The 23,072-nt window shown below is 68.0% G+C and carries 21 protein-coding genes, 1 tRNA gene and 1 pseudogene; 12 read left to right on the top strand and 11 right to left on the bottom strand.

Going from position 1 to position 23,072, the window contains the following annotated elements:
* Positions 1–55: 55 nt before the first annotated feature.
* From NQ152_RS00125 to NQ152_RS00100, 6 genes are all read right to left on the bottom strand, one after another.
* Positions 56–1,846 (bottom strand): bifunctional 3'-5' exonuclease/DNA polymerase, encoded by a 1,791-nt coding sequence (locus NQ152_RS00125; protein WP_257522594.1) that lies wholly within the window; start codon positions 1,844–1,846, stop codon positions 56–58.
* Positions 1,776–2,219 (bottom strand): reverse transcriptase-like protein, encoded by a 444-nt coding sequence (locus tag NQ152_RS00120; RefSeq protein ID WP_308209077.1) that lies wholly within the window; start codon positions 2,217–2,219, stop codon positions 1,776–1,778. The genes NQ152_RS00125 and NQ152_RS00120 overlap by 71 nt, the downstream gene beginning before the upstream one ends.
* Positions 2,216–2,947 carry a zinc ribbon domain-containing protein gene (locus NQ152_RS00115; protein ID WP_257503856.1) on the bottom strand — a complete coding sequence of 244 codons (732 nt, stop codon included), beginning with the start codon at positions 2,945–2,947 and terminating at the stop codon, positions 2,216–2,218. Before NQ152_RS00115 ends, NQ152_RS00120 begins: the two co-directional genes overlap by 4 nt.
* 50 nt (positions 2,948–2,997) lie before the next feature.
* A complete protein-coding gene (locus NQ152_RS00110; protein WP_257503857.1) occupies positions 2,998–3,702 on the bottom strand; it encodes a GNAT family N-acetyltransferase in 705 nt (234 codons plus the stop codon).
* Positions 3,703–3,851: 149 nt separating this feature from the next.
* Positions 3,852–3,986 (bottom strand): hypothetical protein, encoded by a 135-nt coding sequence (locus NQ152_RS00105; RefSeq protein WP_257522593.1) that lies wholly within the window; start codon positions 3,984–3,986, stop codon positions 3,852–3,854.
* Between the two features lie 137 nt (positions 3,987–4,123).
* A complete protein-coding gene (locus NQ152_RS00100) occupies positions 4,124–5,863 on the bottom strand; it encodes an AMP-binding protein (protein WP_257522592.1) in 1,740 nt (579 codons plus the stop codon).
* A gap of 543 nt (positions 5,864–6,406) precedes the next feature.
* Between NQ152_RS00100 and NQ152_RS00095 the strand changes: the two genes are divergently transcribed.
* From NQ152_RS00095 to NQ152_RS00085, 3 genes are all read left to right on the top strand, one after another.
* A complete protein-coding gene (locus tag NQ152_RS00095) occupies positions 6,407–7,333 on the top strand; it encodes an ABC transporter ATP-binding protein (RefSeq protein ID WP_257522591.1) in 927 nt (308 codons plus the stop codon).
* Entirely contained in the window at positions 7,330–8,211 is an 882-nt protein-coding gene (locus NQ152_RS00090; RefSeq protein WP_257522590.1) for an ABC transporter permease, read from the top strand. Before NQ152_RS00095 ends, NQ152_RS00090 begins: the two co-directional genes overlap by 4 nt.
* A gap of 578 nt (positions 8,212–8,789) precedes the next feature.
* Positions 8,790–9,554, top strand: a complete 765-nt coding sequence (locus NQ152_RS00085) for a class I SAM-dependent methyltransferase (RefSeq protein WP_257508168.1) — start codon at positions 8,790–8,792, stop codon at positions 9,552–9,554.
* A 194-nt stretch (positions 9,555–9,748) separates the two neighbouring features.
* Here the strand turns inward: NQ152_RS00085 and NQ152_RS00080 are convergent, their stop codons facing one another.
* A complete protein-coding gene (locus NQ152_RS00080; RefSeq protein ID WP_257522589.1) occupies positions 9,749–10,339 on the bottom strand; it encodes a hypothetical protein in 591 nt (196 codons plus the stop codon).
* Positions 10,340–10,470: 131 nt separating this feature from the next.
* On the opposite strand from NQ152_RS00080, the gene NQ152_RS00075 reads away from it, so the two are divergent.
* A complete protein-coding gene (locus NQ152_RS00075; RefSeq protein ID WP_257503864.1) occupies positions 10,471–10,803 on the top strand; it encodes a hypothetical protein in 333 nt (110 codons plus the stop codon).
* A gap of 87 nt (positions 10,804–10,890) precedes the next feature.
* Entirely contained in the window at positions 10,891–11,163 is a 273-nt protein-coding gene (locus NQ152_RS17195; RefSeq protein ID WP_257503881.1) for an SOS response-associated peptidase, read from the top strand.
* A gap of 31 nt (positions 11,164–11,194) precedes the next feature.
* On the opposite strand, the gene NQ152_RS00065 is transcribed toward NQ152_RS17195, so the two are convergent.
* Both NQ152_RS00065 and NQ152_RS00060 read right to left on the bottom strand, forming a co-directional pair.
* On the bottom strand, positions 11,195–12,343 hold the full coding sequence (locus NQ152_RS00065; protein ID WP_257522588.1) for a hypothetical protein: 1,149 nt from the start codon (positions 12,341–12,343) through the stop codon (positions 11,195–11,197).
* Entirely contained in the window at positions 12,340–12,876 is a 537-nt protein-coding gene (locus NQ152_RS00060; protein ID WP_257522587.1) for an RNA polymerase sigma factor, read from the bottom strand. Before NQ152_RS00060 ends, NQ152_RS00065 begins: the two co-directional genes overlap by 4 nt.
* A 152-nt stretch (positions 12,877–13,028) precedes the next feature.
* On the opposite strand from NQ152_RS00060, the pseudogene NQ152_RS00055 reads away from it, so the two are divergent.
* A pseudogene (locus tag NQ152_RS00055) lies at positions 13,029–13,931 on the top strand (pyridoxal-phosphate dependent enzyme); the annotation flags it as partial.
* 414 nt (positions 13,932–14,345) lie between these two features.
* On the opposite strand, the gene NQ152_RS00050 reads toward NQ152_RS00055, so the two are convergent.
* Positions 14,346–14,418, bottom strand: a tRNA-Val gene (locus tag NQ152_RS00050).
* A gap of 153 nt (positions 14,419–14,571) precedes the next feature.
* Here NQ152_RS00050 and aceE point away from each other — a divergent pair.
* From aceE to NQ152_RS00020, 6 genes are all read left to right on the top strand, one after another.
* Positions 14,572–17,298 carry a pyruvate dehydrogenase (acetyl-transferring), homodimeric type gene (aceE, locus tag NQ152_RS00045; RefSeq protein WP_257503867.1) on the top strand — a complete coding sequence of 909 codons (2,727 nt, stop codon included), beginning with the start codon at positions 14,572–14,574 and terminating at the stop codon, positions 17,296–17,298.
* 7 nt (positions 17,299–17,305) lie between these two features.
* Positions 17,306–18,523 (top strand): CdaR family transcriptional regulator, encoded by a 1,218-nt coding sequence (locus tag NQ152_RS00040; protein ID WP_257503868.1) that lies wholly within the window; start codon positions 17,306–17,308, stop codon positions 18,521–18,523.
* Positions 18,524–18,608: 85 nt separating this feature from the next.
* On the top strand, positions 18,609–19,523 hold the full coding sequence (locus tag NQ152_RS00035) for an ACP S-malonyltransferase (RefSeq protein ID WP_257522586.1): 915 nt from the start codon (positions 18,609–18,611) through the stop codon (positions 19,521–19,523).
* Between the two features lie 30 nt (positions 19,524–19,553).
* Positions 19,554–20,555, top strand: coding sequence for a beta-ketoacyl-ACP synthase III (locus NQ152_RS00030; protein ID WP_257503870.1), 1,002 nt, complete (start codon positions 19,554–19,556; stop codon positions 20,553–20,555).
* A 67-nt stretch (positions 20,556–20,622) separates the two neighbouring features.
* Entirely contained in the window at positions 20,623–20,871 is a 249-nt protein-coding gene (locus tag NQ152_RS00025) for an acyl carrier protein (protein WP_257503871.1), read from the top strand.
* Positions 20,872–20,957: 86 nt separating this feature from the next.
* A complete protein-coding gene (locus NQ152_RS00020) occupies positions 20,958–22,196 on the top strand; it encodes a beta-ketoacyl synthase (RefSeq protein ID WP_257522585.1) in 1,239 nt (412 codons plus the stop codon).
* Between the two features lie 139 nt (positions 22,197–22,335).
* Here the strand turns inward: NQ152_RS00020 and NQ152_RS00015 are convergent, their stop codons facing one another.
* A complete protein-coding gene (locus NQ152_RS00015; RefSeq protein WP_257503873.1) occupies positions 22,336–22,839 on the bottom strand; it encodes a DUF3145 domain-containing protein in 504 nt (167 codons plus the stop codon).
* Positions 22,840–23,072 lie beyond the last annotated feature (233 nt).

The following is a 23,072-nucleotide window of genomic DNA, read 5'->3' as shown; positions in this document are numbered from 1 at the left end:
GCCGAGTCTAGCCCGCGTCGCTGTGTGCGCCCGCCGCGGGGCACATCGCCGGGGCTCACTCGCCGTGTGCCGTCTCGGCGATGCGCAGGTCCAGGGGGAAATCGATCGGGAAATCGCCGAACAGAAGCCGCCCTGCGGATTCTGCCGCCTCGCTGATCGCCCGCGCCGCCGCGTCCGCGTGCTCCCTCGGGGCGTGCACCACGACCTCGTCGTGCAGGAAGAACGCCAGATGCGGACGCGTCGCGAACACCCGTCCGGAACGGGACGCGGCATCCGACTCCGGGACGGCGTCGAGGGCGGCGAGCCGGCCGCGCACGTCCGCCATCCACGCCAGCGCCCATTCCGCTGCCGTTCCCTGCACCACGAAGTTCCGCGTGAACCGGCCACGATCGCGTGCCCAGCGACGTGCGCGCGTCTCGTCCCCGCCGGACGCGTCGACGTCGCTCGCCAACGACTGCGCCGCGTGCCAGCCCGCTGACGGTTCCGGACAGCTGCGTCCCAGCCAGGTGCTGACCACACCGCCGTTCTCCCCCTCGCGCGCGGCGGCGTCCACGAGCGCCATCGCCCGGGGGAACGTGCGGCGCAGCCGCGGCACGAGACGACCGCTGTCGCCTGTGGTCGCGCCGTACATCGCGCCGAGCATCGCGATCTTCGCCTCCGCGCGCGTGGGGACCGCTCCGGCATCCACGATTCCCGCGTACAGATCCTTCCCGCGCGCCGCATCTGCGAGTGCGCGATCACCGGCCATCGCGGCCAGCACCCGTGGTTCGAGCTGAGCGACGTCGGCGATCACCAGACGCCACCCCGGGTCGGCACGCACCGCGCCGCGCAGCTGCCGCGGCAGCTGCAGAGCGCCACCCCCCGACGACGCCCACCGTCCGGTCACGACGCCGCCGGGAACGTACACCGGCCGGAACCGTCCGTCGTGGACCCACTCGTCCAGCCACGCCCATCCATTCGCCGACAGCAGACGCGAGAGCTTCTTGTACTCCAGCAGCGGTTCGATGACCGGATGCCGGTACTGCGCCAGCTCCCACCGGCTGGTGGATTCGACCAGGATGCCGGCGCGGTGCAGCGATCGCAGCAGCTTGGGCTGCGAGTCCAGGTTCGCGGCGGGGTCCCCGAGGGCTTCGCGGACCCGCCTCCCGGCATCCTCCAGCTTCGCCGGTGTCCGGCCGGCGGCGGGACGCGCTCCGAGCACCTCCGCGAGGATCCGGTCGTGCGCCTGCGGATCCCACGGCAGCCCTGCGGCGCGCAGTTCCACCGCGACGAGGGCACCGGCGGACTCGGCAGCCGTCAGCAGACGGAGCCGCCCGGGATCGCTCGCGCCGTCCACGGCGGCGCGCTGCCGGGCGAACTCCTGCAGCGCCTCGTCGAGGGACTCCGGCAGCGCGGGCGCGGCATCCGGTGCAGCACCCAGCTCGAACAGGGCCGGCGCGGCGGCGGCGGAGTCGGTGTTCGCGGGCGCGTCCCAGTCGGGATGGCCGCGGAGATCCGCGTCCGCGCGTACGAGTGCGGAGTCGCGCAGGATGGCATGGCACAGGCGCAGGTCGTGACAGCGCGCGACCCGAGTTCCACCCGTCAGCAGCCCTGAGTACCAGCCGGGGGTGTCATTCCACACCCAGCGGACCGGTTCGCCCGCTTCGCGCTCCGCCACCCACCCCGGCAGCGCGTCCGCGGCGACCGTGCCGCGTCCCTGTTCGACGCCTGCGGCGTCCAGGAAGGCGACGGTGCAGTCGGTGCCCGATCTGCCCAGGACGATCCAGGTCGATCGATCAGGCCTGCGCACCGTCGAAGTCCCGACGGAAGCTCTCCCGGCGATCCATCGACTCGTTCGCCGCGGCATCCGCCCGCTTGTTCGAGAGCCGGGGAACCCATTCGAACGACACATCCCGTCCCTGCAGCAGGCGCTGGGCGGTGGCGGCCAGGGTGCGCATATCGGGATGCTTGATCTTCCACCGGCCCGTCATCTGCTCGACGACGAGCTTGGAGTCCAGCCGGACGTGCACCGCCGCGTCCGGATCGTGCTCGAGCGCGCTTTCCAGACCGGCGATCAGTCCGCGGTATTCGGCGACGTTGTTGCTGGCGATTCCGACGTAGACGCCGACCTCGCTGAGCACCGCACCGGTGGCCTCATCGAGCACGACCGCCCCGCCGGCGGCGATGCCGGGGTTGCCGCGCGAACCGCCGTCAGCCTCGACGATCAATCGACGCGTCACAGACCGGACTCCTCCGTGCGCACCAGGATGCACCCGCATTCCGGACAGGTCACGACCGCGTCCTCCGGTGCCTGACGCAGTGCCTGCAGGTCGGTGCCGGCCAGGACCATGCGGCAGCCCTCGCAGGTGCCGCGGCGCAGCAGAGCGGCGCCGGAGCTGCGCACCGCCGTGCGCTCGTACAACGCGAGGAGGTCTGCCGCAATGCTCCCGGCGACGGCGGCCCGATCACGGGTGGCCGCGTCGAACGCGGCGCTCGACTCTGCGACGACCCGTTTGGCCTCGGCGCTCAAAGTCGCGCCTTCGGCGTTGGTCTCGGCGATCAGCGCTTCCTGCGTCGCGACAGCGGCGTCGGCCATCTCCAGGCGTTCCATCAGCTCGAGCTGGGCATCCTCGAGGTCGCCCTTGCGACGAGCCAGGGAGCCCAGTTCGCTCTCCAGGCCCTGCGCCTCCTTCATGTTGCTCGTCGAGGCGAGCCGGTCGGCGTCGCGAGCGCGGCGCGCGTCGACCACGGCGACGTCGGACTCGATCCGAGCCAGATCGGCGCGCAGGTCGTCCCGCACGCCCAGGCGCGTGGCCAGCTCCTGAGCCAACTCCTGGCGACGGGCGATCAACTCCTGAACGCGGGTCGCCTGCGGCGGGTTCCGGCGCACGGCATCGACCTGGCGGATACGGGTGTCGAGTTCGGCGACTTCCAGAAGGCGGCGCTGATCCGCGGGGCTTGCATTCACCTCTCCAACCTACCCCGCGGGCTTCGTGGGACGCCCATCCGAGCGTGTCGTCAGGGAACGCGCACCACGGCGAAGGTCGTGCGCGAGCGCAGCGCGAATCCCAGACGCTCGTACGCCGCGATCGCTCCGACGTTGGTCGCGGCGGCGTGCATGAGTGCGCGGTCGCCGCGCTGCCGGATGTGGAACGCGGCATCCAGGACGAGCCGTGAGGCGAGTCCCTGCCGGCGGTACGCGTCGTCGGTGGAGACCGCGCTGATCTCGGTCCAGCCATCCGGCTGCAGGCGCTCGCCCGCCATCGCCACCAGCCGGCCTTCGCGCCGGAAGCCGATGTATCGCCCCAGCTCGTGCGTGCGCGGCAGGAAGGGGCCGGGCTGATTGCGTCCGACGAGGGCGAGCATCTCCGCAACGTCGTCCTCGCCGAGCAGCACGGCTTCCGGGTCTGGAACCGGGCGGAGTGCAGCGGTCTCGACCAGCTGCACTCCCTCTCCGCGACCCACTTCCACCCAGCCATCGGGGAAGTCGGGCAGGGCGCCGGACACCCCGATCTCCGCGCCGTGTCCGACCAGGCCGATCAGCGCGTCCCAGATCCCCGGGTCATCCCATGTCCGCACCGCGACGAACGGTGCGACATCGGACCGGTAGCGGCGCACCAGGCCGTTTCCCTCGGCGAAGCGCGCGTGCGGACCGGACAACGCGTGCCAGGCGGCGTTGTCCAGCACGATGGCATCGTGGTGAGGGGAAAGGACGTCTGTCATCTGGCCTGCTCCGATTGCGCTGCGGCCCGGCGGTGGCGCATGGATTCGGCGACCGCTCACAGGGGCCACATGGGCAACGACGGCGAGGGATGCTTCATTCCGCGTACCGCGATACGGAATCGGATCGGGCCGCCGACCTCGGCTCGGGATCAGCCGGACGGGTTGTCCAGCGGGCGGCCCTTCTCGTCGGTCGTGTCCGGCTTCTCCGGTGCGCCACCTGACGCGGTGTCCGCCTCTTCGTCGTCCCCTGGCGTGCCCTGTGTATTCGCTTTGTCCTGAGTCATGGCACCATTCCACGCTCTCGCGCCGATTTCCGCCATGGGTTGACAACAGCCAGCCGGTCGCCGTCCACGAGCGCCGACGGGACGGACCACAGCACTCCACGGGGCTCGCCGACGCTCGACAGCGGTCAGGAGATGCCCTACTCGGTAGGCCCGTTGCCTGGGTGTTGACGAAAGCCCGACGAGTGAGCCGTCGACAGGTCGCCGTTCTCGAGCATTGTGCGTGTCAGTGCGCGCCGTACCTTTCCGGTTGAGGTCCGCGGCAGTGAACCTTCCGTGACGAACGCGACCCCCAAAGACGGAAGGGAGATGTTCTTGACCAGCGCGTCGCGCACCCGGCCGGCGAGCTTGTCGATCGAGTGGCCCGACTGGGCAAGCGTCTCTTCGTTGTACTCGAGCACGGTTCCCACTGCTGAGGGATGACCGTCGAGTTCGAAGGCGGCGCCGAACCCGACGGCGGGTGAGACCAGGCGCGCCGCGGCCTCGATGTCTTGCGGATAGAGGTTACGGCCGCGCACGTTGATCACCTCTTTGAGACGACCCGTGACGAACAGCTCGCCGTCGAGGATCGCGGCAAGGTCCCCTGTGCGCATGAACGCCTCCTCGGAGCCGGGGAGCTGCTGTCCGAACGTCTCGGCCGTCGCATCCGGGCGGCGGAAATACCCGGGTGACACCATCGGCGACGCGACCCAGATCTCGCCTATGGTCCCGTCGGGTACGGGCATCAGCGTATGGGGATCGACGATGACAACCGTCGTGTCCTTGATGGGGCGTCCGCAGGACACCGCCTCGACGCTTCCCGGACCCTCGGCGGGGATGAGTTCTCCCGACTCGATAGCGGCGCGGTCGAAGCGGCGCACGACCATGGCCTCTCCGGGGTATTTCCCGGCGTAGGCGGTGGCCTCGGTCATCCCCATGGTCGGTGCGATCATGTCGCCGCGGATGCCGGCGGGCGCGAACCGGTCGAGGAAGGCTCGCACGGTGTCCGCGCGTACCGGCTCGCTGCCCGTGAACATCACTTTGAGGCTGGACAGATCAAGTTCGGCGAGCTGCTGGTCAGTGACCATCTGCGTGACGAGGGCGAAGGCGAAGTTCCCCGCGGCCGTCGCTGTGCCTTGATGTCGGCTGATCATCTGCAGCCAGACGACGGGCCGGCGCTGGAACTGCTCGATCGAGGTGACCACCGCTTTCGTGCCGTTCGCCCCAGGGATGATCACCTGCGCCAAGAGCCCCATGATGTGGTGCATCGGTGCCCACCCGACCAGCGTCCCCTCACGGTCGAGCCCCCAGAGTTCGGCCACCGCGTCGGCGAAGCCGCTCACCGTGCCATGGGTGGAGATGACGCCCTTCGGCTCGCCCGTGGACCCCGAGGTGAATACCAGATACGCGATCGAGTCCGCGTTGATCGCGGGTGGCGTCCACTGTTCCGGGTCGCCGTCGGCGAGCAGATCAGCGAGCAGCACGGCGGGCACCCCGAGGCTGTCGTCTCCGTCGCCGAGGCGATCGATGACGCCGCCGTCGCTGAGGAAGACCGATGCCCCGGCCGCGCGGGCGATATCGCCGATCCGCTGCCCGAGCTCTGATCCGGTGCCGAATCCGGCGACCGGTGCGGGAACGAATGCGAGACCGGCGTAAAGCACACCCCATGCGGCATCCGCCCAGTCGATCCCGCTGGTCAGGCCGATCGTGACGGTTTGACCCACGCGGTAGCCGCGCTTCACGAGGGCGTCGGCAATCGCACGAGCGCGGAGATCAAGGTCCGCATAACCCCGGTACGTGGACGATTGCGGGGTGTCGTAGTACAGGATCCCGTTCGCGTTCCCGAGCTCGCGAGCATTGATCCGCAGGCTGTCGATCAGAGTGGTGCGTTCTTCCGGCATGTCATACGTCCTTCGTGTCATCTTGCCCGGCGCACAGGCGCACAGGCGCACAGGCGAACGGCCCCTGGCCCGCCCCTCCTGCCGATGACTGGCCACGGCGTGTTCTCATAGGTGGCTGTTCGAACTCAAGCGGTCCCGGCAGACCGTCCCGCACGGCGGCACGAAATCTGGCGGTTCAGAAATCATGCGAGGAACGCATGCGGACCGTAACACAAGCGACTTCTTCCACGCCACCGCCGATACCGCCCGACCGCTTTCCACAGCAGGCAGTGCAACCCGGGCTGTGCGATGGCGCGACGCTCAGGGGCGGCTTGGCGCCCGGTGATCCCGAAGCCATGCGGCACTACCCCGCGCCGAAGAGCCGCGAACAGGCAGCGGCATGGATCGTGACGCTTGCCACGATGAAGCCGGAACGTAATGGACGAAGTCGCGATCAGCACGGGGGTGTCCCTCTTGACACTGTCCCCGCCACATAGTGTCCACTAGCTGAGCTAGCTTCTCGCTCGGCATTACGACCTGCGGCACCGCAGAGAATGGAATCTTGTGATTCACGCTCAGTCCCTGACCAAACGCTACGGACCGAAGACCGCCGTCGATGGCATCGACTTCTCGGTCGCTCCGGGACGAGTAACCGGTTTCCTCGGCCCGAACGGGGCGGGCAAGTCGACGACGATGCGCATGATCGTCGGGCTCGATCGCCCCACCTCCGGCACGGTAACGATCAACGGGCGGCCCTACGAAGACCACCGGTCGCCGCTGCACGAGGTGGGAGTGCTCCTCGACGCGCGGGCCGTGCACCCAGGGCGCACCGCCCGCGACCATCTGCTCGCCATGGCGGCGACGCACCGCATCGGAACGAAGCGCGTCGACGAGGTCATCCGCCTCGCCGGTCTCGACTCGGTGGCGCGGAAGCGCGTACGCGGCTTCTCGCTCGGAATGGGACAGCGCCTCGGGCTCGCCACCGCACTGCTCGGCGACCCCGCCACGCTTATCCTCGACGAACCGGTCAACGGGCTCGACCCCGAGGGCGTCATCTGGGTGCGCCGACTCGCCCGCACCCTCGCCGCGGAAGGGAGGACGGTCTTGCTCTCGTCGCACCTGATGAGCGAGATGGCGCAGACCGCGGAGCATCTGATCGTGCTCGGGCGCGGAAGGGTGCTCGCTGATGCACCCGTCAGCGAGATCCTCGCGAAGGCGTCGAGGGACTCCGTGCTGGTGCGTGCGAGCGATGCCGACCGTCTCAGCGCGCTGCTCGTCGCGCAGGGCGCCGGCGTCACCAGCGCGGAGACGGACCTCCTCTCGGTCACCCGGGTCGCCGCGGCGCGCATCGCGGAGATCGCGGCCGGAGCGGGCGTCATCGTCTACGAGCTCACGCCCGTGACGAGGTCTCTCGAAGAGGCGTACATGGAACTCACTCGCGATGAGGTCGAGTACACGACCCCCCAGACCCCTTCGGAGGGCACCCGATGAGCGCGACCACCACTCCGGTCTTCGCGGCCACAGGGCAGAACCTCAGCATCGGCGGGATCATCCACTCCGAGTGGATCAAGCTCCGCAGCATCCGATCGACCTGGTGGATTTACGCCGCCATCGTCGCGATCACCGTCGGTGTGGGAGCTCAGATGTCCTCCTCGACGAGTTTCGCCTGGTTCGACGGAGAGGTCGCACAGACAGGCCAGCAGTACGCCGGCGTGAATGTCATCAATCTCAGCACCGATATCAACGTTCTTATCGTGGGCGTGTTGGGCGTGCTGGTGATTGCCGGCGAATACAGCAGCGGGATGATCCGGTCCACCCTCACGGCTGTACCGCGTCGGGTTCCCGCGTTGCTTGCCAAAGCGTTGGTGTTCGCCGTCGTCACCTTCCTTATCGGTGCAATGGCGGTGGCCGTCACGATCCCGATCTCCATCCCGCTGCTCGCCGGGAACGGCATCGACATCCGCCTCGACGACCCGCACTACTGGCGTGCCATGATCGGCAGCGTCGGCTACCTCGTGATGGTCGGGCTCATGGCCTTCGCGATCGGCGCGTTCCTGCGCAACATCGCGAGCGGCATCGCCACGGCACTCGGACTCGTGTTCGTCGTACCGCTCGGGCTCGGCCTCGTGGCCGGTGGTGCCGCGTCGCAGGTCTGGTTGCACAACCTCGTAGCGCTGCTCCCGTTCAACCTGGGCCGAGCCCTCACCAGCCACCCCGGTTACGCCGAGTTCATTGCACCGGGCTCACCGCTCAACCGAGCCGAGGGTCTCTGGGTCCTCGAACCGTGGCAGGGGGCTCTCGGCCTCGTGGTCTGGGTCGTCGTACTGTTCAGCGTGGCGATCGTGACGCTCAAGCGTCGCGATGCGTGAGCGATTGCATGACGAGTCCGAGGATGAGGACCGTTGCTGAATCAGCGCACGTACCCGCTGCCGGTCATGCGCAGCCTACCTGTGCAGAACTAGAGCAGAGCCAGCCGTAGGTCCCGACCGAAAGGGCATTCCAGCTCCGTCTGCGGCGGCCCCAGGCCGATGAGCGGTCAGTCGTCAGAAACGATCGTTATTTAGACAAAGCAACCGTACCGGCGCGAAAAAACACGGACTCACGGGCGGACGAGTAACCGGGACCGTGAGAATCCTCCGCGGCACCCGATCAGTTTGATCCGCAATTGACGATCCTCCTGCGTGCGGCCTCGAGAGGTCAGCGACGGACGTGAACTCCCTGCCATCAAACAAGGTCGGCGCCGATGCATGATCGTTTGGTCGGCGAATCGTGGATGAATGCGGTCGGCCAACCCGCTCCCGAAGGGCACGGATGGGTGGTGCTGGTCGGCGTGGATTCGTGGCGCGCCGTACTATTCGCGCGTACCGATCTCGGGAGGATGCTTCCGCTGCCTGCACTGCTCGGGCGGTCCCTTCCACCGATGGGTCGGGGGACGTACGGTGTGCGCATGGGATTCGAGGGCGCAGCGGTCGATTACGACCGCTTCATGGGTCGCTATTCCGAGCTGTTGAGCTCCCCATTTTCGGATTTTGCGGGTGTCCAGCAGGGTCAGCGCGTGCTCGATGTGGGGTGCGGGCCCGGGGCGCTGACAGCGGAGCTCGTCGCTCGACTGGGAGCGGCGGCCGTCACCGGAGTCGAGCCCTCAGTCTCGTACTCAGCGGCGGCGCGGGAGCGCTTTCCGGGAGCACGGATCGAGATGGCGGCTGCGGGCGATCTTCCCTTCGAAGATGCCGAGTTCGACGTCGCGTTGGCGCAACTGGTGGTCCACTTCATGAGCGACCCGGTGCACGACCTTCGGGAAGTGGCGCGGGTGGTCCGCCCCGGCGGCGTGGTTGCAGCGTGCGTATGGGACCACGCCGGGGGTACCAGTCCGCTTAGTCAATTCTGGGAGGTGCTCAGCACGGTCGATCCGGACGCGCCGTCCGAATCCGAGCGCCCGGGTACTCGACGGGGACAGCTCGGCCGCTACCTGGCTGCGGCCGGGCTCCGTGAGATCGCCGAGACCGTGTTGACGGTGCGCGTGCTTCATCCGACCTTCGAAGACTGGTGGCAACCCTACGAGCGCGGCGTGGGTCCGGTCGGGGCGTACATCGCGTCGCTTGACGACGCGGGACGGCTGCGATTGCAACACACGCTTCGGTCCGAGATGCCGCCCGCCCCGTTCGAAGTCACGGGGTCAGCGTGGACAGCGCGGGGGACTGTGCCCGCGTAGCCGTAGAGGCGCAACTCAGGATGCCCTGCAGGCGGGACCCTGGATTCTCTGGAGAGCGCAGATCCCGTCCTCCCGAGGGTCAACGGCGTAACCACGGAGGTGCAATTGCCGATCCGCTCGTGCGACAGGCGGTGATTCGCAGCCGTTGCTGCGGTCGCGTCAGAACTCTTCGTTGAGGACCTTGTCTGAGGCCATCACTGCGTATGCGTCGAGGTTCTGATCTGCGAGGATTCTCTGCGCTGTACTCTCGGAGCAGCCGACGAAGAGGCTTCGCGCGTAGATGTCGCGTCGACGAGCCAGCGAAGATCCGAGGGCCACCAGTACATCGGCACGCGGCCAGTCGCCGTGGTCGGCAGGAGCGGAGCGTGGTCCTCATCGACCAGGTTGCCTGTGTAGAGCACCATTTCACGGTGATACGGGGAGAACTCGACGGTTGGTTCTTGTATCTCCGTGGCGTACCCGGCCCATGAGGCGAAGTAGTGCGTGCTCCGATCCGGTTGCAGTGCCTCGATGAGGTGCTGAACGAGACTGACTGCCGGGTTTCCCATTTCGGGTTCCTTCCAGAACTCAATTTGGTTGCTGGCTTCGAATTCGGGCCACTGCATCCAGGCGTGAGGCTTGAACCCGTTTCTGCTCACGGTCTCGGTCCAGGAGATGGTGGACCCGTCTCTGAGTTCAATCGGGTTGAGAATGCCAACATACGATTCGTAGCCGGGTGGGATCACCGATGCGACCCTGTCTCCCCGCGGGTCGAGCAAGTTGGCGACGGCCTCAGCAGGACGCATGTCGACTTCGTGACGCAATGGGGGCATGTACGGAGACCACGCAGACAGGTGCGTCCGAAGGGCGGTCCCTCAGAACGACGCTCACCGCTCGCGCCGGTCATGCATCCGCCGGCGTGGGTATCGTGCAGTTCATGGAGCAGATTCCGCCGCACCGACGGGTGATCCGGTTGTTCCCGGAATACTCCCGCGACTACCCGCTCTGGGAGGACTCAACGCCCACGTGGGACGTCGGTTACACGACGACGCCGGCCACGTACGGACTGAGTCAGGAACTCGGCGAGGATCTAGCCGGCTGGCAAGCGTTCTTCGAGGAACACGCCAACCCGTTCCAAGGGTGGGACACCGACGCGAACCTGCAGAAGTGGCTGCGCGACGGAGAGTGGATAGCGCTTCGCCTACAGGACGAGGTTCAATCGTTCGCCGACGTACAACGCGAGTTCGGACCCTGGCGTGACAGATTGTGATCTGACGAAGTAGTGGCCCGGTTGCCGGTCGACCAACGCGACAACTCGATCCGCACAAAACCGCGTGATGGCAAGGAGAAAAGCGGGATGTGCGGGAGATTCGCCCTGAACGCCAAGACCGACGAACTCATTCGCGACTTCGTCGTCGAGGGCGGCGACTTCCGCGAATGGACGCCCAGGTACTCGGTCGCGCCCACCCAGACTGAGCGGCAGCCACGCGAAGACGCCTGGGGCCTGGCGGCGGATGTAGCCGGCACGCACGAGCCATCGGTGCGAGGCGACCTCGGCGTCAGGCGGGTCTTCGCGCAGGGTGCGGAGGAAGTGATGCGAGAGACGGGTGACCACGAGGGACGAGTCTAGATGGGAGGAGTGCTGCCCCCGCCTCGACCGGTTACATCGCAGCGAGCACGGCGGCGGCGATCGGCGAGCCGGCCGTACTGTCGTCGAGCATGCTGATTCCCACGATGACAAGGTTGACGCCGTCGGTGGCGACCGTTTTCGCGTAATGCCCTTCCCACAGGTCGTCGTCGCGGACCTCGGCAGCCTCGACCGCTCCCTCCACCTCGACGGTCGTCGCGCCCTCGGACGCGGCGATCTGCGAGAAGTACTTCCCGCCACCCGGGATGACCCGAATCGAGATGCCGACCCCGTGGAGCCCACTCCCAGGCGGGTTTCCTGTGAACTGGCACCAGCTGACTCCACCCACTCGCTCCGGCAGAGACCAAGGCGTCCGCGAGTTGGCGTCATGCAGCGGGGTGTAACTGATCGACTGCCACCCGGTCACCGCGAGCAGATCCACATTTTGCTCGAGCTGCTCGCACGATGTCGTCGGCCACCAATCGGCCGTGCGGGGTTCCGATCGCGGTGCGGCGAACTTGCCGGCGCGTGACACAGCGGTCTCCCACAGATCTCGGCCGACGGTCTCTTCGACTGCAGGGCTGATGCTCATGTACAGCCAGGTGTCCCCCGAAGCGCCGCTGATCGTGCAAATGTTTTCCTCGCCCCCGCAGAGGGCCGGCGCCGCTTGGATGTCAACGGGCACGAGTGACGCGGGATAAGAGATCAGCCGGACCGTCGGGCTCGCGTATCCATTCGGGTCGGTCCAGGTGCAGACCAGCCCTCCCAATAGGCCCTCCGCTCCGGATCGCCACGCAGGCTCGTGGAGGACCATGTCTACGCCGATGGCGGCTGCGACCTCCTCGGGTCTTAGAGAGTTGGCGCAATCGCCGCCGAACGCTGTGCCGGCCTCGGCGGGCACCGGCGGCGGCGTAGCCGTCGGCGTCGGAGTTGCGGTAGGCGTCGGGGTCACCGTCACCGTCACCGTCGGCGAAGGAGTCGGCGTGGTCGCGGTCGTGTCGGTTCCGAAGATCGCCGCGGTCGTGATCGCGGCGCCCGTCACGGCGCCGACCAGCACCAGCGCGAGCGTGGCTGCGACGAACTGATTGCGGTGTGCACCCGCAGGCTTGATTCGCTGGGTGCCGGCGAGGACCAGGTCCCGCATCTCCGCGTGCTCCCGCGGGGAGAGACCGTCGTCGTTCATGCCCATGATGCCTCCATCGCCTTCATCTCGTCGCGCAGCTTCGCCTTCGCCCGCGCGAGTCGTGATTTGACCGTCCCCACGGGGATGCCGAGGGTTTCCGCGGTCGCCCGCTCCGGATATCCCTCCAGCACAGTGAGGACGATGACGCTCTGCTCCCGTGCCGGGAGCCTCTTCAACGCCGCCAGAACGCCGCTCTCATCGGAAGCGCGTGGTGCCGCTGCGTGATCGCCGACCGGCGAGTGGGCGATCAGTGCCCGGTAGCGACGACCGGACCGCTCGAGGTTGCGCGCCGAATGCGACACGGTGTTCAGCAGCCACGGCAGCGGCGACCCATCGACCAAGCGCACGGAGGCGCGTTTGCGCCACAGCTCGAAGAAGGCGATGGTGACGGCATCCTTCGCGTCTTCTCGCGTGGTGAGCAGACGGCAAGCGTGGCGGAACAGTCGGGCCTCGTGTCGATCGAAGAGGGCACCGAGCGCGGATTCATCGCCCGCGCGCACCCGCACCCACAACTCCGCATCAGCATCGCTCATACCCTGTAGTGTCCGTGATCGCACGGATGGTTCATAACTGGCAGCAGAATCTCCCCGACTGCTCTCGCGAGAAGGCAGAAGTGTCGGGAGACACGCCGCGGAAGCCATACAGACCCGCCTTCTCACGCAGAGTGGAGTGGGCATGGCGGAGACTGGGAACACCGACCGCCGACCCGAGGACGACGTGCCATGAAGCTTGCCGAGTTCCCCGCTACCCGCTCACGTTCGGACCGAGTCCGCTCCAGCACCTGAAACGAACTACCCAGCACCTGAGGGCGCGCAGGTCTAGGCCAAGCGCGATGACGTCTCGAGTGGTCTCGCGTACGGCGGAAACAAGGTGCGCAAGCTCGGGTACATCGTCCCCGATGTGCTCGCATCGGGCGCCGACACCCTCGTCTCGATCGGCGGGTACCAGTCCAACCACACGCGCCGGGTCCGGCGGTCGCGGCACACCCTGGGCCTGAAGGCGCGTCTCGTGCAGGAGAAGTGGGTGCCGTGGGACGACCCGAGCAACGACAGGGTCGGCAACATCCTCCTCTCCCGCATGATGGGCGCCGACTCCCGGCTGGATGACGCGGGGTTCGACATCGGCGTCGCGACTCGTCGAAGTCCGCGCTCGCAGAGGTCGAGGCATCCGGCGGCACGCCTTACCCGATACCCACCGGCGCGTCCGAGCACCCGCTCGGCGGGCTGGGGTTCGCGAACTGGGCCTTCGAGCTCGCCGAGTAGGAGAAGGCGCTCGGCATCACGTTCGACACGACCATCGTGTGCACTGTCACCGGGTCGACGCATGCGGGGATGCTCGCGGGTTTCGCCGCGCTCGAGGACCTCACGGGCATCAGGCGGCGGGTGCTGGGCATCGACGCATCCGCCACTCTGGACAAGACCACTGCCCAGATCACCCGCATCGCCCGTCACACCGCCGCGCTCATCGAGCTGGGGCCGCGACCTGCGCGATGACGAGCTCCCAGGTGCTCGAGGGCTGGGCGGGCGAGTTGTACGGCCTGCCCATCGAGTCGACCATGGAGGCGATGGCGCTCGGCGCGCAGCTCGAGATCTACGGTCCGTCGCGCTCGCACGTACCCGATCACCGGTCGGTCACTGCGACAGCTATGTCTGATTGTCGCCGCGACACGCGTGCGCTTGCGGCTGTCGTTGAAAGGTGTCCGAAAGACCCGCCCGCATGGATTGTCGCAGTCGGGTGCGTCAAACGGACGCCCGAACGTCCGACTCGCGGACATACGACTCCCCGGTAGTGGAACTGAGGATGCACTCTGATGCATTCGCAGCAACGAGTGCCGTGCGTGCGACGTTGCGCAGTGACGGCGAGTGGCCTGTCTTGATCGCTCCGCGGACGACCGGAGGATGAACGCACTGCGAACGCAACTCACCATTCGCGGGGGCCGCTGGGGGGCCGCGTCCGGTTTCCTGAGAGCGGGGCACAGCTCGCGTCCCCAGTGTTTTCTGGGTGGGCCCTGCCGGGATCGAACCGACGACATCCACGGTGTAAACGTGGCGCTCTACCAGCTGAGCTAAAGGCCCTCGCGGCAAGTCTAGAACGTGGCGACCAGGACGCCTGCGCCCACACAGGACTCGCTAGGCTGACAGTCGGTGCGTTTGTGTCTGCTGAACAAAGCCTGCGCCGCATCACCTGCGATTACCTGGCACGATCTGCCAGACGACGAAAGGTCTTCCGTGACTGTTCACGACCAGGATCCCTACTCCCAAGGCGCCCTCGACAGCGATCCCGACGAGACCGCCGAATGGCAGGAGTCGCTCGAGCAGCTCGTCGCCGCGAAAGGCCACGGCCGGGCGCGCGAGATCATGCTCAGCCTGCTGAAGCGCTCGAAGGATCTGCATCTGGGTGTGCCGATGGTCCCCACCACGGACTACATCAATACGATCGCTCCCGAGAACGAGCCCGACTTCCCCGGTGACGAGGAGATCGAGCGTCGCTACCGGGCCTGGATCCGCTGGAACGCCGCGGTCACGGTCCACCGCGCCCAGCGACCGGGGATCGGCGTCGGCGGACACATCTCGACGTACGCGTCTTCGGCCGCGCTCTACGAGGTGGGCTTCAACCACTTCTTCCGCGGCGCCGACCATCCCTCCGGTGGCGATCAGATCTTCGTTCAGGGCCACGCGTCCCCGGGCACCTACGCGCGCGCATTCCTGGAGGGACGCCTCACCGAGGCGCAGCTGGACGGCTTCCGCCAGGAGAAGTCGGCGGCCCCCAATGGCATCCCGTCCTATCCTCACCCCCGGCTCATGCCGGAGTTCTGGCAATTCCCGACCGTGTCGATGGGCCTGGGCCCCATCAACGCGATCTACCAGGCGATGACGAACAAGTACCTCACGAACCGGGGCATCAAAGACGTCGGGGAATCCCACGTCTGGGCGTTCCTCGGCGACGGCGAAATGGACGAGGTCGAAAGCCGCGGGCAGCTGCAGGTCGCCGCAAACGAGGGCCTGGACAATCTGACCTTCGTCATCAACGCCAACCTGCAGCGCCTGGACGGCCCGGTGCGCGGCAACGGAAAGATCATCCAGGAGCTGGAGAGCTTCTTCCGCGGCGCCGGGTGGAATGTCATCAAGGTCGTGTGGGGCCGCGAATGGGACGATCTCCTGGCCCGCGACACCGATGGCGCGCTGCTGAACCTGATGAACATCACCCCGGACGGCGATTACCAGACCTTCAAGAGCGAGAACGGCGCGTACGTGCGCGAGAACTTCTTCGGCCGGGATGAGCGGGCGCTCGCGCTGGTCAAGGACTACACCGACGACCAGGTCTGGGGACTCAAGCGCGGCGGTCACGACTACCGCAAGGTGTACGCGGCGTACAAGGCTGCCGTTGAGCACAAGGGGCAGCCCACCGTGATCATCGCCAAGACGATCAAGGGCTATGGGCTCGGGCCCCACTTCGAAGGGCGCAACGCGACGCACCAGATGAAGAAGATGACACTCGACGATCTGAAGCACTTCCGGGACGGCATGCACATCCCGATCTCGGATGCTCAGCTCGAGGAGAACCCGTATCTGCCGCCGTACTACAACCCCGGTCAGCAGGACGAGACGATCCAGTACCTCATGGAGCGTCGGCGCGCGCTGGGCGGCTTCGTGCCCGAGCGCCGTTCGACCCATGTCGGGCTGACGCTTCCCGGCGATTCCGCGTACGCACAGCCGAAGAAGGGCTCCGGCACCCAGGAGATCGCCACGACCATGGCGTTCGTCCGCCTGCTGAAGGACCTGCTGCGGGCCAAGGACTTCGGCCACCGCATCGTGCCGATCATTCCCGACGAGGCGCGCACGTTCGGCATGGATGCGTTCTTCCCGACGGCGAAGATCTACAACCCGAACGGGCAGAACTACACCTCCGTCGACCGTGAGCTGCTGCTCGCGTACAAGGAGAGCCCGCAGGGGCAGATCCTGCACGTCGGCATCAACGAGGCCGGTGCGGTTGCCGCGTTCACGGGAGTGGGAACCTCCTACTCCACTCACGGCGAACCCCTGATCCCGGTTTACATCTTCTATTCGATGTTCGGATTCCAGCGCACCGGCGACGCCCAGTGGGCTGCCGGCGACCAGATGGCACGCGGCTTCGTCATCGGCGCGACGGCCGGTCGGACCACGCTGACCGGTGAGGGGCTGCAGCACGCCGACGGTCACTCGCACCTGCTCGCCTCGACGAACCCGGCGACCGTGTCGTACGACCCCGCCTACGGCTACGAGATCGCCCATATCGTCCGCGCGGGCCTGGACCGCATGTACGGCGGCGCACACCCCGACCCGAACGTGATGTACTACCTGACCGTCTACAACGAGCCGCTTCTGCAGCCCGCCGAGCCGGCGGATGTGGACGTGGACGGCATCGTCCGCGGCATCCACCGAATCTCCGTGGGCGAGGGTGACGGCCCGCGCGCGCAGCTTCTGGCGTCCGGCGTCGGAGTCCCGTGGGCCCTGGAGGCGCAGCAGTTGCTCAAGAACGACTGGGGCGTGATCGCCGACGTCTGGTCCGTCACCTCGTGGACCGAGTTGCGCCGAGACGGCCTGGCCGCCGACGAGCACAACTTCCTGCACCCGCAAGAGGAGCCGCGCACCGCGTACATCACCGAGAAGCTGCGCGACACGCCGGGTCCCGTCGTGGCCGTGAGCGACTACATGCACGCCGTGCAGGACCAGATCCGTCCGTGGGTTCAGCACCGGTTCGCAACGCTCGGCGCCGACGGTTTCGGGTTCTCGGACACGCGTGCGGCGGCTCGCCGGTTCTTCAAGATCGACGGACCGTCCGTGGTGGTGCGGACCCTGCAGTCGCTGGCGCAGGACGGCGCGGTCGACGCGTCGCTCGCCGCCCAGGCGATCGAGAAGTACCGGCTGCACGACGTGACCGCCGGCACCAGCGGCAACGCGGGCGGCGAGAGCTGACCCAGGGATGGCATCTCGTCCGGCACAGATGGACAAGACCGAGACGCTCGCATGGCTGCGTCGCATCTCGGGCGATCTGGCGACGGCGACGAACCGGCGGCTGGAGGAGACCCTCCCCTGGTACGCGGAGATGCCGCCGGCGCGCCGATCGGCCGTCGGGCTGGTCGCGCAGGCGGGCATCTCGTCATTCATCCAGTGGTACGACGACCCGGACTCGACACCCTGGATCGCCGCGGACATCTTCGCTGCCGCCCCCCGCGAACTGCTGCGCAGTGTGAGCCTCACCCAGACTCTGCAGCTCATCCGCGTCACCGTCGAGGTCACCGAGCAGCGTGTCGCGGGCAAGGGCAACGACCTTCGCGAAGGCATCCTCCTGTACTCGCGTGAGGTGGCGTTCGCCGCGGCAGACGTCTACGCCCGCGCTGCAGAGGCTCGAGGGCTGTGGGATGCGCGCCTGGAGGCGCTGGTCGTCGATTCGATCCTGACCGGCGAGGCGGACGAGGAGCTGCCGAGCCGCATCGCCGCACTGGGCTGGCACGGCCATGGGGAGGTTGCGGTGCTGGTGGGCACCACTCCCCCGCAGTTCGACGTCGACCAGCTGCGCCGGACCGCGCGCAAGCTCGGAGTCGACGTGCTCATCGGCGTGCAGGGATCGCGCCTCGTGCTGGTCCTGGGCCGCGCCGAGCTGCCCGGGCGCCCGGAGGACGAACCCGAATTGCCCTTCCCCGAGATCGCCAAGCGGCTCGAGCCCGGCTTCGGGCCGGGATACCTGGTCCTCGGGCCGGCGGTGCCCGCCCTCGTCGATGCGAGCCAGAGCGCACGGGCCGCACTCGCCGGTTTCGCAGTCGCGCGGGCGTGGCGCAATGCGCCACGCCCGGTCGAGGCGGATGACCTGCTGCCGGAGCGGGCGCTGGCCGGCGACCCGCTGGCCAAGCAGACGCTGGTCGAGCGCATCTACCGCCCGCTGCAGGCGCACAGCGCCGACCTGGTCACCACGCTGTGGAGCTACCTGGACAACGGGCGTTCGCTGGAAGCCACCGCCCGCGAGCTGTTCGTCCACCCCAACACGGTCCGCTACCGTCTCAAGCGCGTATCGGATGTCATCGGCTGGGACGCGACCGGGCCGCGCGAGGCGCTCATCCTGCAGACGGCCCTCATCCTGGGCTCCATCGGAACGGACACCACCCGCCGACGCGTCCCCTCCCTCCGACGAGTAACCGGATGAGGCTGTACGCCACTCACAAAGGTCGCGTCGATTCTTGTGACGAGATCGCCAGAGGCGTCTGTTCGATCCTTGGCAGGATGGAACAGTGATCATCGCCGTCTTTCCCGGGCAGGGCTCCCAGACACCGGGGTTCCTCACACCGTGGCTTCAGCTCGACGGCGCTGCCGATCGTCTGGCCGAGTACTCCGAGTGGGCCGGGGTGGATCTGACCGCCGCCGGGACGGAGTGGGACGCTGAGCGCATCCGCGACACCCAGGTCGCGCAGCCTCTCATCGTCGCCGCCAGCCTGCTGTCGTGGGGTGCGGTGGCAGACCGCGACGCCTTCGCAGGCGTCGCCGGTCACTCCGTGGGCGAGTTCGCCGCCGCAGCGGCCGCCGGGGTGTTGAGCGAAGAGGATGCGCTGCGCCTCGTAGGGATCCGCGGCCGGGCGATGGCCGAGGCCGCCTCGGCCGAGCAGACCGGAATGAGCGCGATCATCGGCGGCGACCAGGATGCCATCGTCGCGCGACTGGACGAGCTGGACCTGACTCCCGCGAACTACAACGGCGCCGGCCAGCTCGTCGCCGCGGGGTCACTGCCCGCCCTGCAGGCTCTGGCCGCCGACCCGCCGGCCGGGACCCGGGTCATTCCGCTGCAGGTCGCGGGCGCCTTCCACACCCGCTATATGGCCCCCGCCGTGGACGCACTCCGTCAGGCCGCCGGCGCGATCACCCCCGCGGACCCTGACCGGAGGATCTGGTCGAACCGGGACGGGGCGAGCATCGGCTCCGGCGCAGAGTTCGTCGACCTGCTGGTCGACCAGGTCGCCTCGCCGGTGCGGTGGGATCTGTGCATGGCGGCCTTCGCCGCCGACGATGTCACCGGAATCGTGGAGCTCTCCCCGGCCGGAACCCTCATCGGCCTGGCCAAGCGTGCGCTGCGAGGCGTGCCGGGTGTCGCCGTCAAGACGCCCGACGACCTTTCCGCCGCACAGGCGCTGCTCCGCAGCGTCGCAGCATGAACGGCACCGACGCATGACCGGAGACTCCGCATGACACGCACGCTCACCCAGCCGACCGGGCCGGCGCACACGCGCATCTACTCCTACGGCGCCGCCCGCGGGGAGCTCTCGGTGCCCAACGACGACCTGATCGGGCCGATCGATTCCAGCGATGAGTGGATCCGTCAGCGCACCGGCATCATCACGCGCACCCGCGCCGTGCCCGAGACGACCGCCATCGAGCTTGCGACGGATGCCGCGGCCGAAGCCGTCGCCCGCTCCGGCGTGGATCCGCAGCAGATCGACGCGGTGATCGTCGCCACGGTCAGCAACCCGAAGCAGACCCCCTCCGTCTCGGCGATCGTGGCCGACCGGATCGGAGCGAACCCGGCCGCCGCCTACGACATCAATGCCGCCTGCGCGGGATTCGCGTACGGCGTCACCCAGGCCGACGCGCTGATCCGCGGCGGCGCGGCGAACTACGTGGTCGTGGTCGGCGCCGAGAAGCTGAGCGACATCGTGGACCCGGCCGATCGCAGCATCTCCTTCCTGCTCGGCGACGGCGCCGGCGCCGTCGTGATCGGGCCCAGTGAGACCCCGGGCATCGGCCCCACCGTGTGGGGCTCGGACGGCTCACGCGCCGATGCGGTCGGAATGAACCACACGCTCAACGAGTTCCGCTACGGCCAAGCACCGTGGCCGACCCTCCGCCAAGAGGGTCCTGCGGTCTTCCGCTGGGCCGTGTGGGACATGGTGAAGGTCGCGCGTCAGGCTCTCGCCGCGGCCGGGGTCGAAGCATCCGATCTGGCTGCGTTCGTGCCCCACCAGGCCAACATGCGCATCATCGACGAGTTCGCCAAGCAGCTCAAGCTGCCCGAAGGCGTCGTCATCGGTCGCGACATCGAGACGACCGGCAACACCTCGGCCGCCTCCATCCCCCTCGCCACGCACCGCCTGCTCGAAGAGCACCCCGAACTGAGCGGGGGTCTCGTTCTGCAGATCGGGTTCGGTGCCGGACTCGTCTTCGGCGCGCAGGTCGTCGTCCTGCCCTGAGGCAGACGGGACCCGACCCTAGACTGAACAGGCCCCGACGGGGCACCGCCGAAGAACAGGAGAAACAATGGCATTCAGCAACGACGAAGTCCTCGCCGGACTCGCCGAGCTCATCACCGACGAGACGGGGATCTCGACAGACGAGGTAGCCCTCGAGAAGTCCTTCACGGATGACCTCGACATCGACTCGATCTCGATGATGACGATCGTCGTCAATGCCGAGGAGAAGTTCGGCGTCACGATCCCCGACGACGAGGTAAAGAACCTCAAGACCGTCGGCGACGCCGTCACCTTCATCACGTCGAACCAGGCGTGAGCGCAACCGGTGGGGGCCGCGTGCCCCCACCGGCACATCAGCCGTGGGCTGTCGGCCCTGACTGCAAGGAACAAGGACTCACCTACATGACCACGTCACGCATCGTCGTCACCGGGATCGGAGCGTCGTCTCCGATCGGAGGGACCGCTCCGGAGAGCTGGTCCGCCCTGATGAGCGGCGCCTCGGGTGCGCGCACCCTCGACTACGAATGGGTGTCTCAGTACGAGCTGCCCGTGACCTTCGCCGCAGAGGCGCTGGTTCGTCCCGAGACGGTGCTCGAACGCCCAGAAGCCAAGCGCCTGGATCCCGCCGCGCAGTTCGCGCTCGTCGCGGCACGTGAGGCCTGGGCGGACGCCGGCAGTCCGGATGTCGAGCCGGAACGGTTCGGAGTCGACTTCGCCACCGGCATCGGCGGCGTCTGGACACTGCTGGATGCGTGGGACACTCTGCGCGAGAAGGGCCCTCGGCGCGTGATGCCGATGACCGTCCCGATGCTGATGCCGAATGCGGCGGCGGCGGCGGTGTCGATGCATCTGAACGCCCGAGCGTATGCACGCACCGTCGCGTCAGCCTGCGCGTCGAGCACGGAGTCGATCGTCAATGCTCTCGAGCATCTGCGGCTCGGTCTGGCCGACATCGTGATCGCAGGAGGCACGGAGTCCGCGATCCACCCGATCACCGTTGCCTCCTTCGCGTCCATGCAGGCGCTGTCCCGGCGCAACGACGATCCTGGGCACGCCTCACGCCCGTACAGCGTCGACCGTGACGGCTTCGTCATGGGCGAAGGTGCCGCCGCCGTCGTCCTGGAGACCGAGGAGCACGCACGAGCGCGCGGGGCGAAGATCTACGCCGTCGTGGCGGGCGGCGGCATCACCGCCGACTCGTACCACATCACCGCGCCGGAGCCGGAGGGTCTGGGGGCATCCCGGGCGGTCCGCCTCGCGCTCGAGGCGGCCGGTGCGTCGGTGGACGACGTCACGCACATCAACGCGCACGCCACCTCGACCCCGACCGGCGACATCGCGGAGTACCGGGCGCTGCTGAGCGTCTTCGGCGATCGGGTACACGAGATCCCGGTGTCGGCGACCAAGGCCTCGACCGGCCACCTGCTCGGTGGAACGGGTGCGCTGGAGGCGATCTTCACGATCCTGGCGCTTCGCGACGGGCAAGCCCCCCCGACGATCAACCTGACCACGCAGGACCCCGACATCCCGCTGCGCGTCTCCGGCTCGGCGATCCCGCTCGGTGACGGTCCCCAGCTGGCCATCAGCAATTCGTTCGGCTTCGGCGGGCACAACGCCGTCGTGGCTTTCGCATCGGTCTGATCCGCCGCACGAAGACGCCCCCGCGAACGACGCGGGGGCGTCTGTCGTATCAGGCGGCGATTCGCGGTCTCGGCATCCGGGATTGTCGGCCTCCGACTGCCGGTAGTGGCGCCTCGATCCGCCTGAAGCCTCTTCGGGTCTAGCTCACCTTGTGCAGCCAGACCACGGATGCGTCATCGCTCGCGTGGCGGAACGGCTCCAGCTCCGCGTCCCACGCCGCACCGAGGGCGACCTGCAGCTCCTGGTGCAGCTCAACGGGGTCGCCGGCGGCCAGCTCCATGGCGTAGCGGATGCGGTCCTCGCCGACCACCACATTGCCGGCAGTGTCGGTCTGCGCGTAGTGGATGCCGAGGCCGGGAGTGTGCAGCCACCTGCCGCCGTCGCTGCGCGGGGTGGGATCCTCGCTCACCTCGAACCGCAGATGCTCCCATCCCCGGATCGCCGTCGCCAGGGCGGCACCGGTTCCGGCCGGCCCCTCCCAGTAGAACTCCGCGCGGCGGCTGCCCGAGAGCACAGGCTGTTCCGCCCAGTCGAAACTGACCGGATGGCCGAGGGCGCGACCGACGGCCCACTCGAGGTGGGGGCACAATGCACGTGGCGCGGAGTGAATGAAGATCACTCCACGCGCCTTGGTCGTCGCCATGATCTCTCCGTTTCGTCAGGTGCGTCTTCCCCTACGACCTGATCCGGAGCGTTCGTGGCTGTGCGGTTGTGCTTGCCATTATCGCCTACCGCCAGCGCGAATGACAAGACTGTCATTCAGCGATTCGCGATGTGGTGACCGCACCTATCGAGAAGGCCGTGGCCCCGACCGATCGGTCGGGGCCACCGCCCCAGCGCGTCCGGCGCTGCCGCCGCGGAGCTCGCAGTCCGATA

The organism is Microbacterium sp. zg.B48 (assembly GCF_024623505.1).
GTDB lineage: Bacteria > Actinomycetota > Actinomycetes > Actinomycetales > Microbacteriaceae > Microbacterium.
This window is presented reverse-complemented; position numbering and strand designations above follow the sequence as displayed.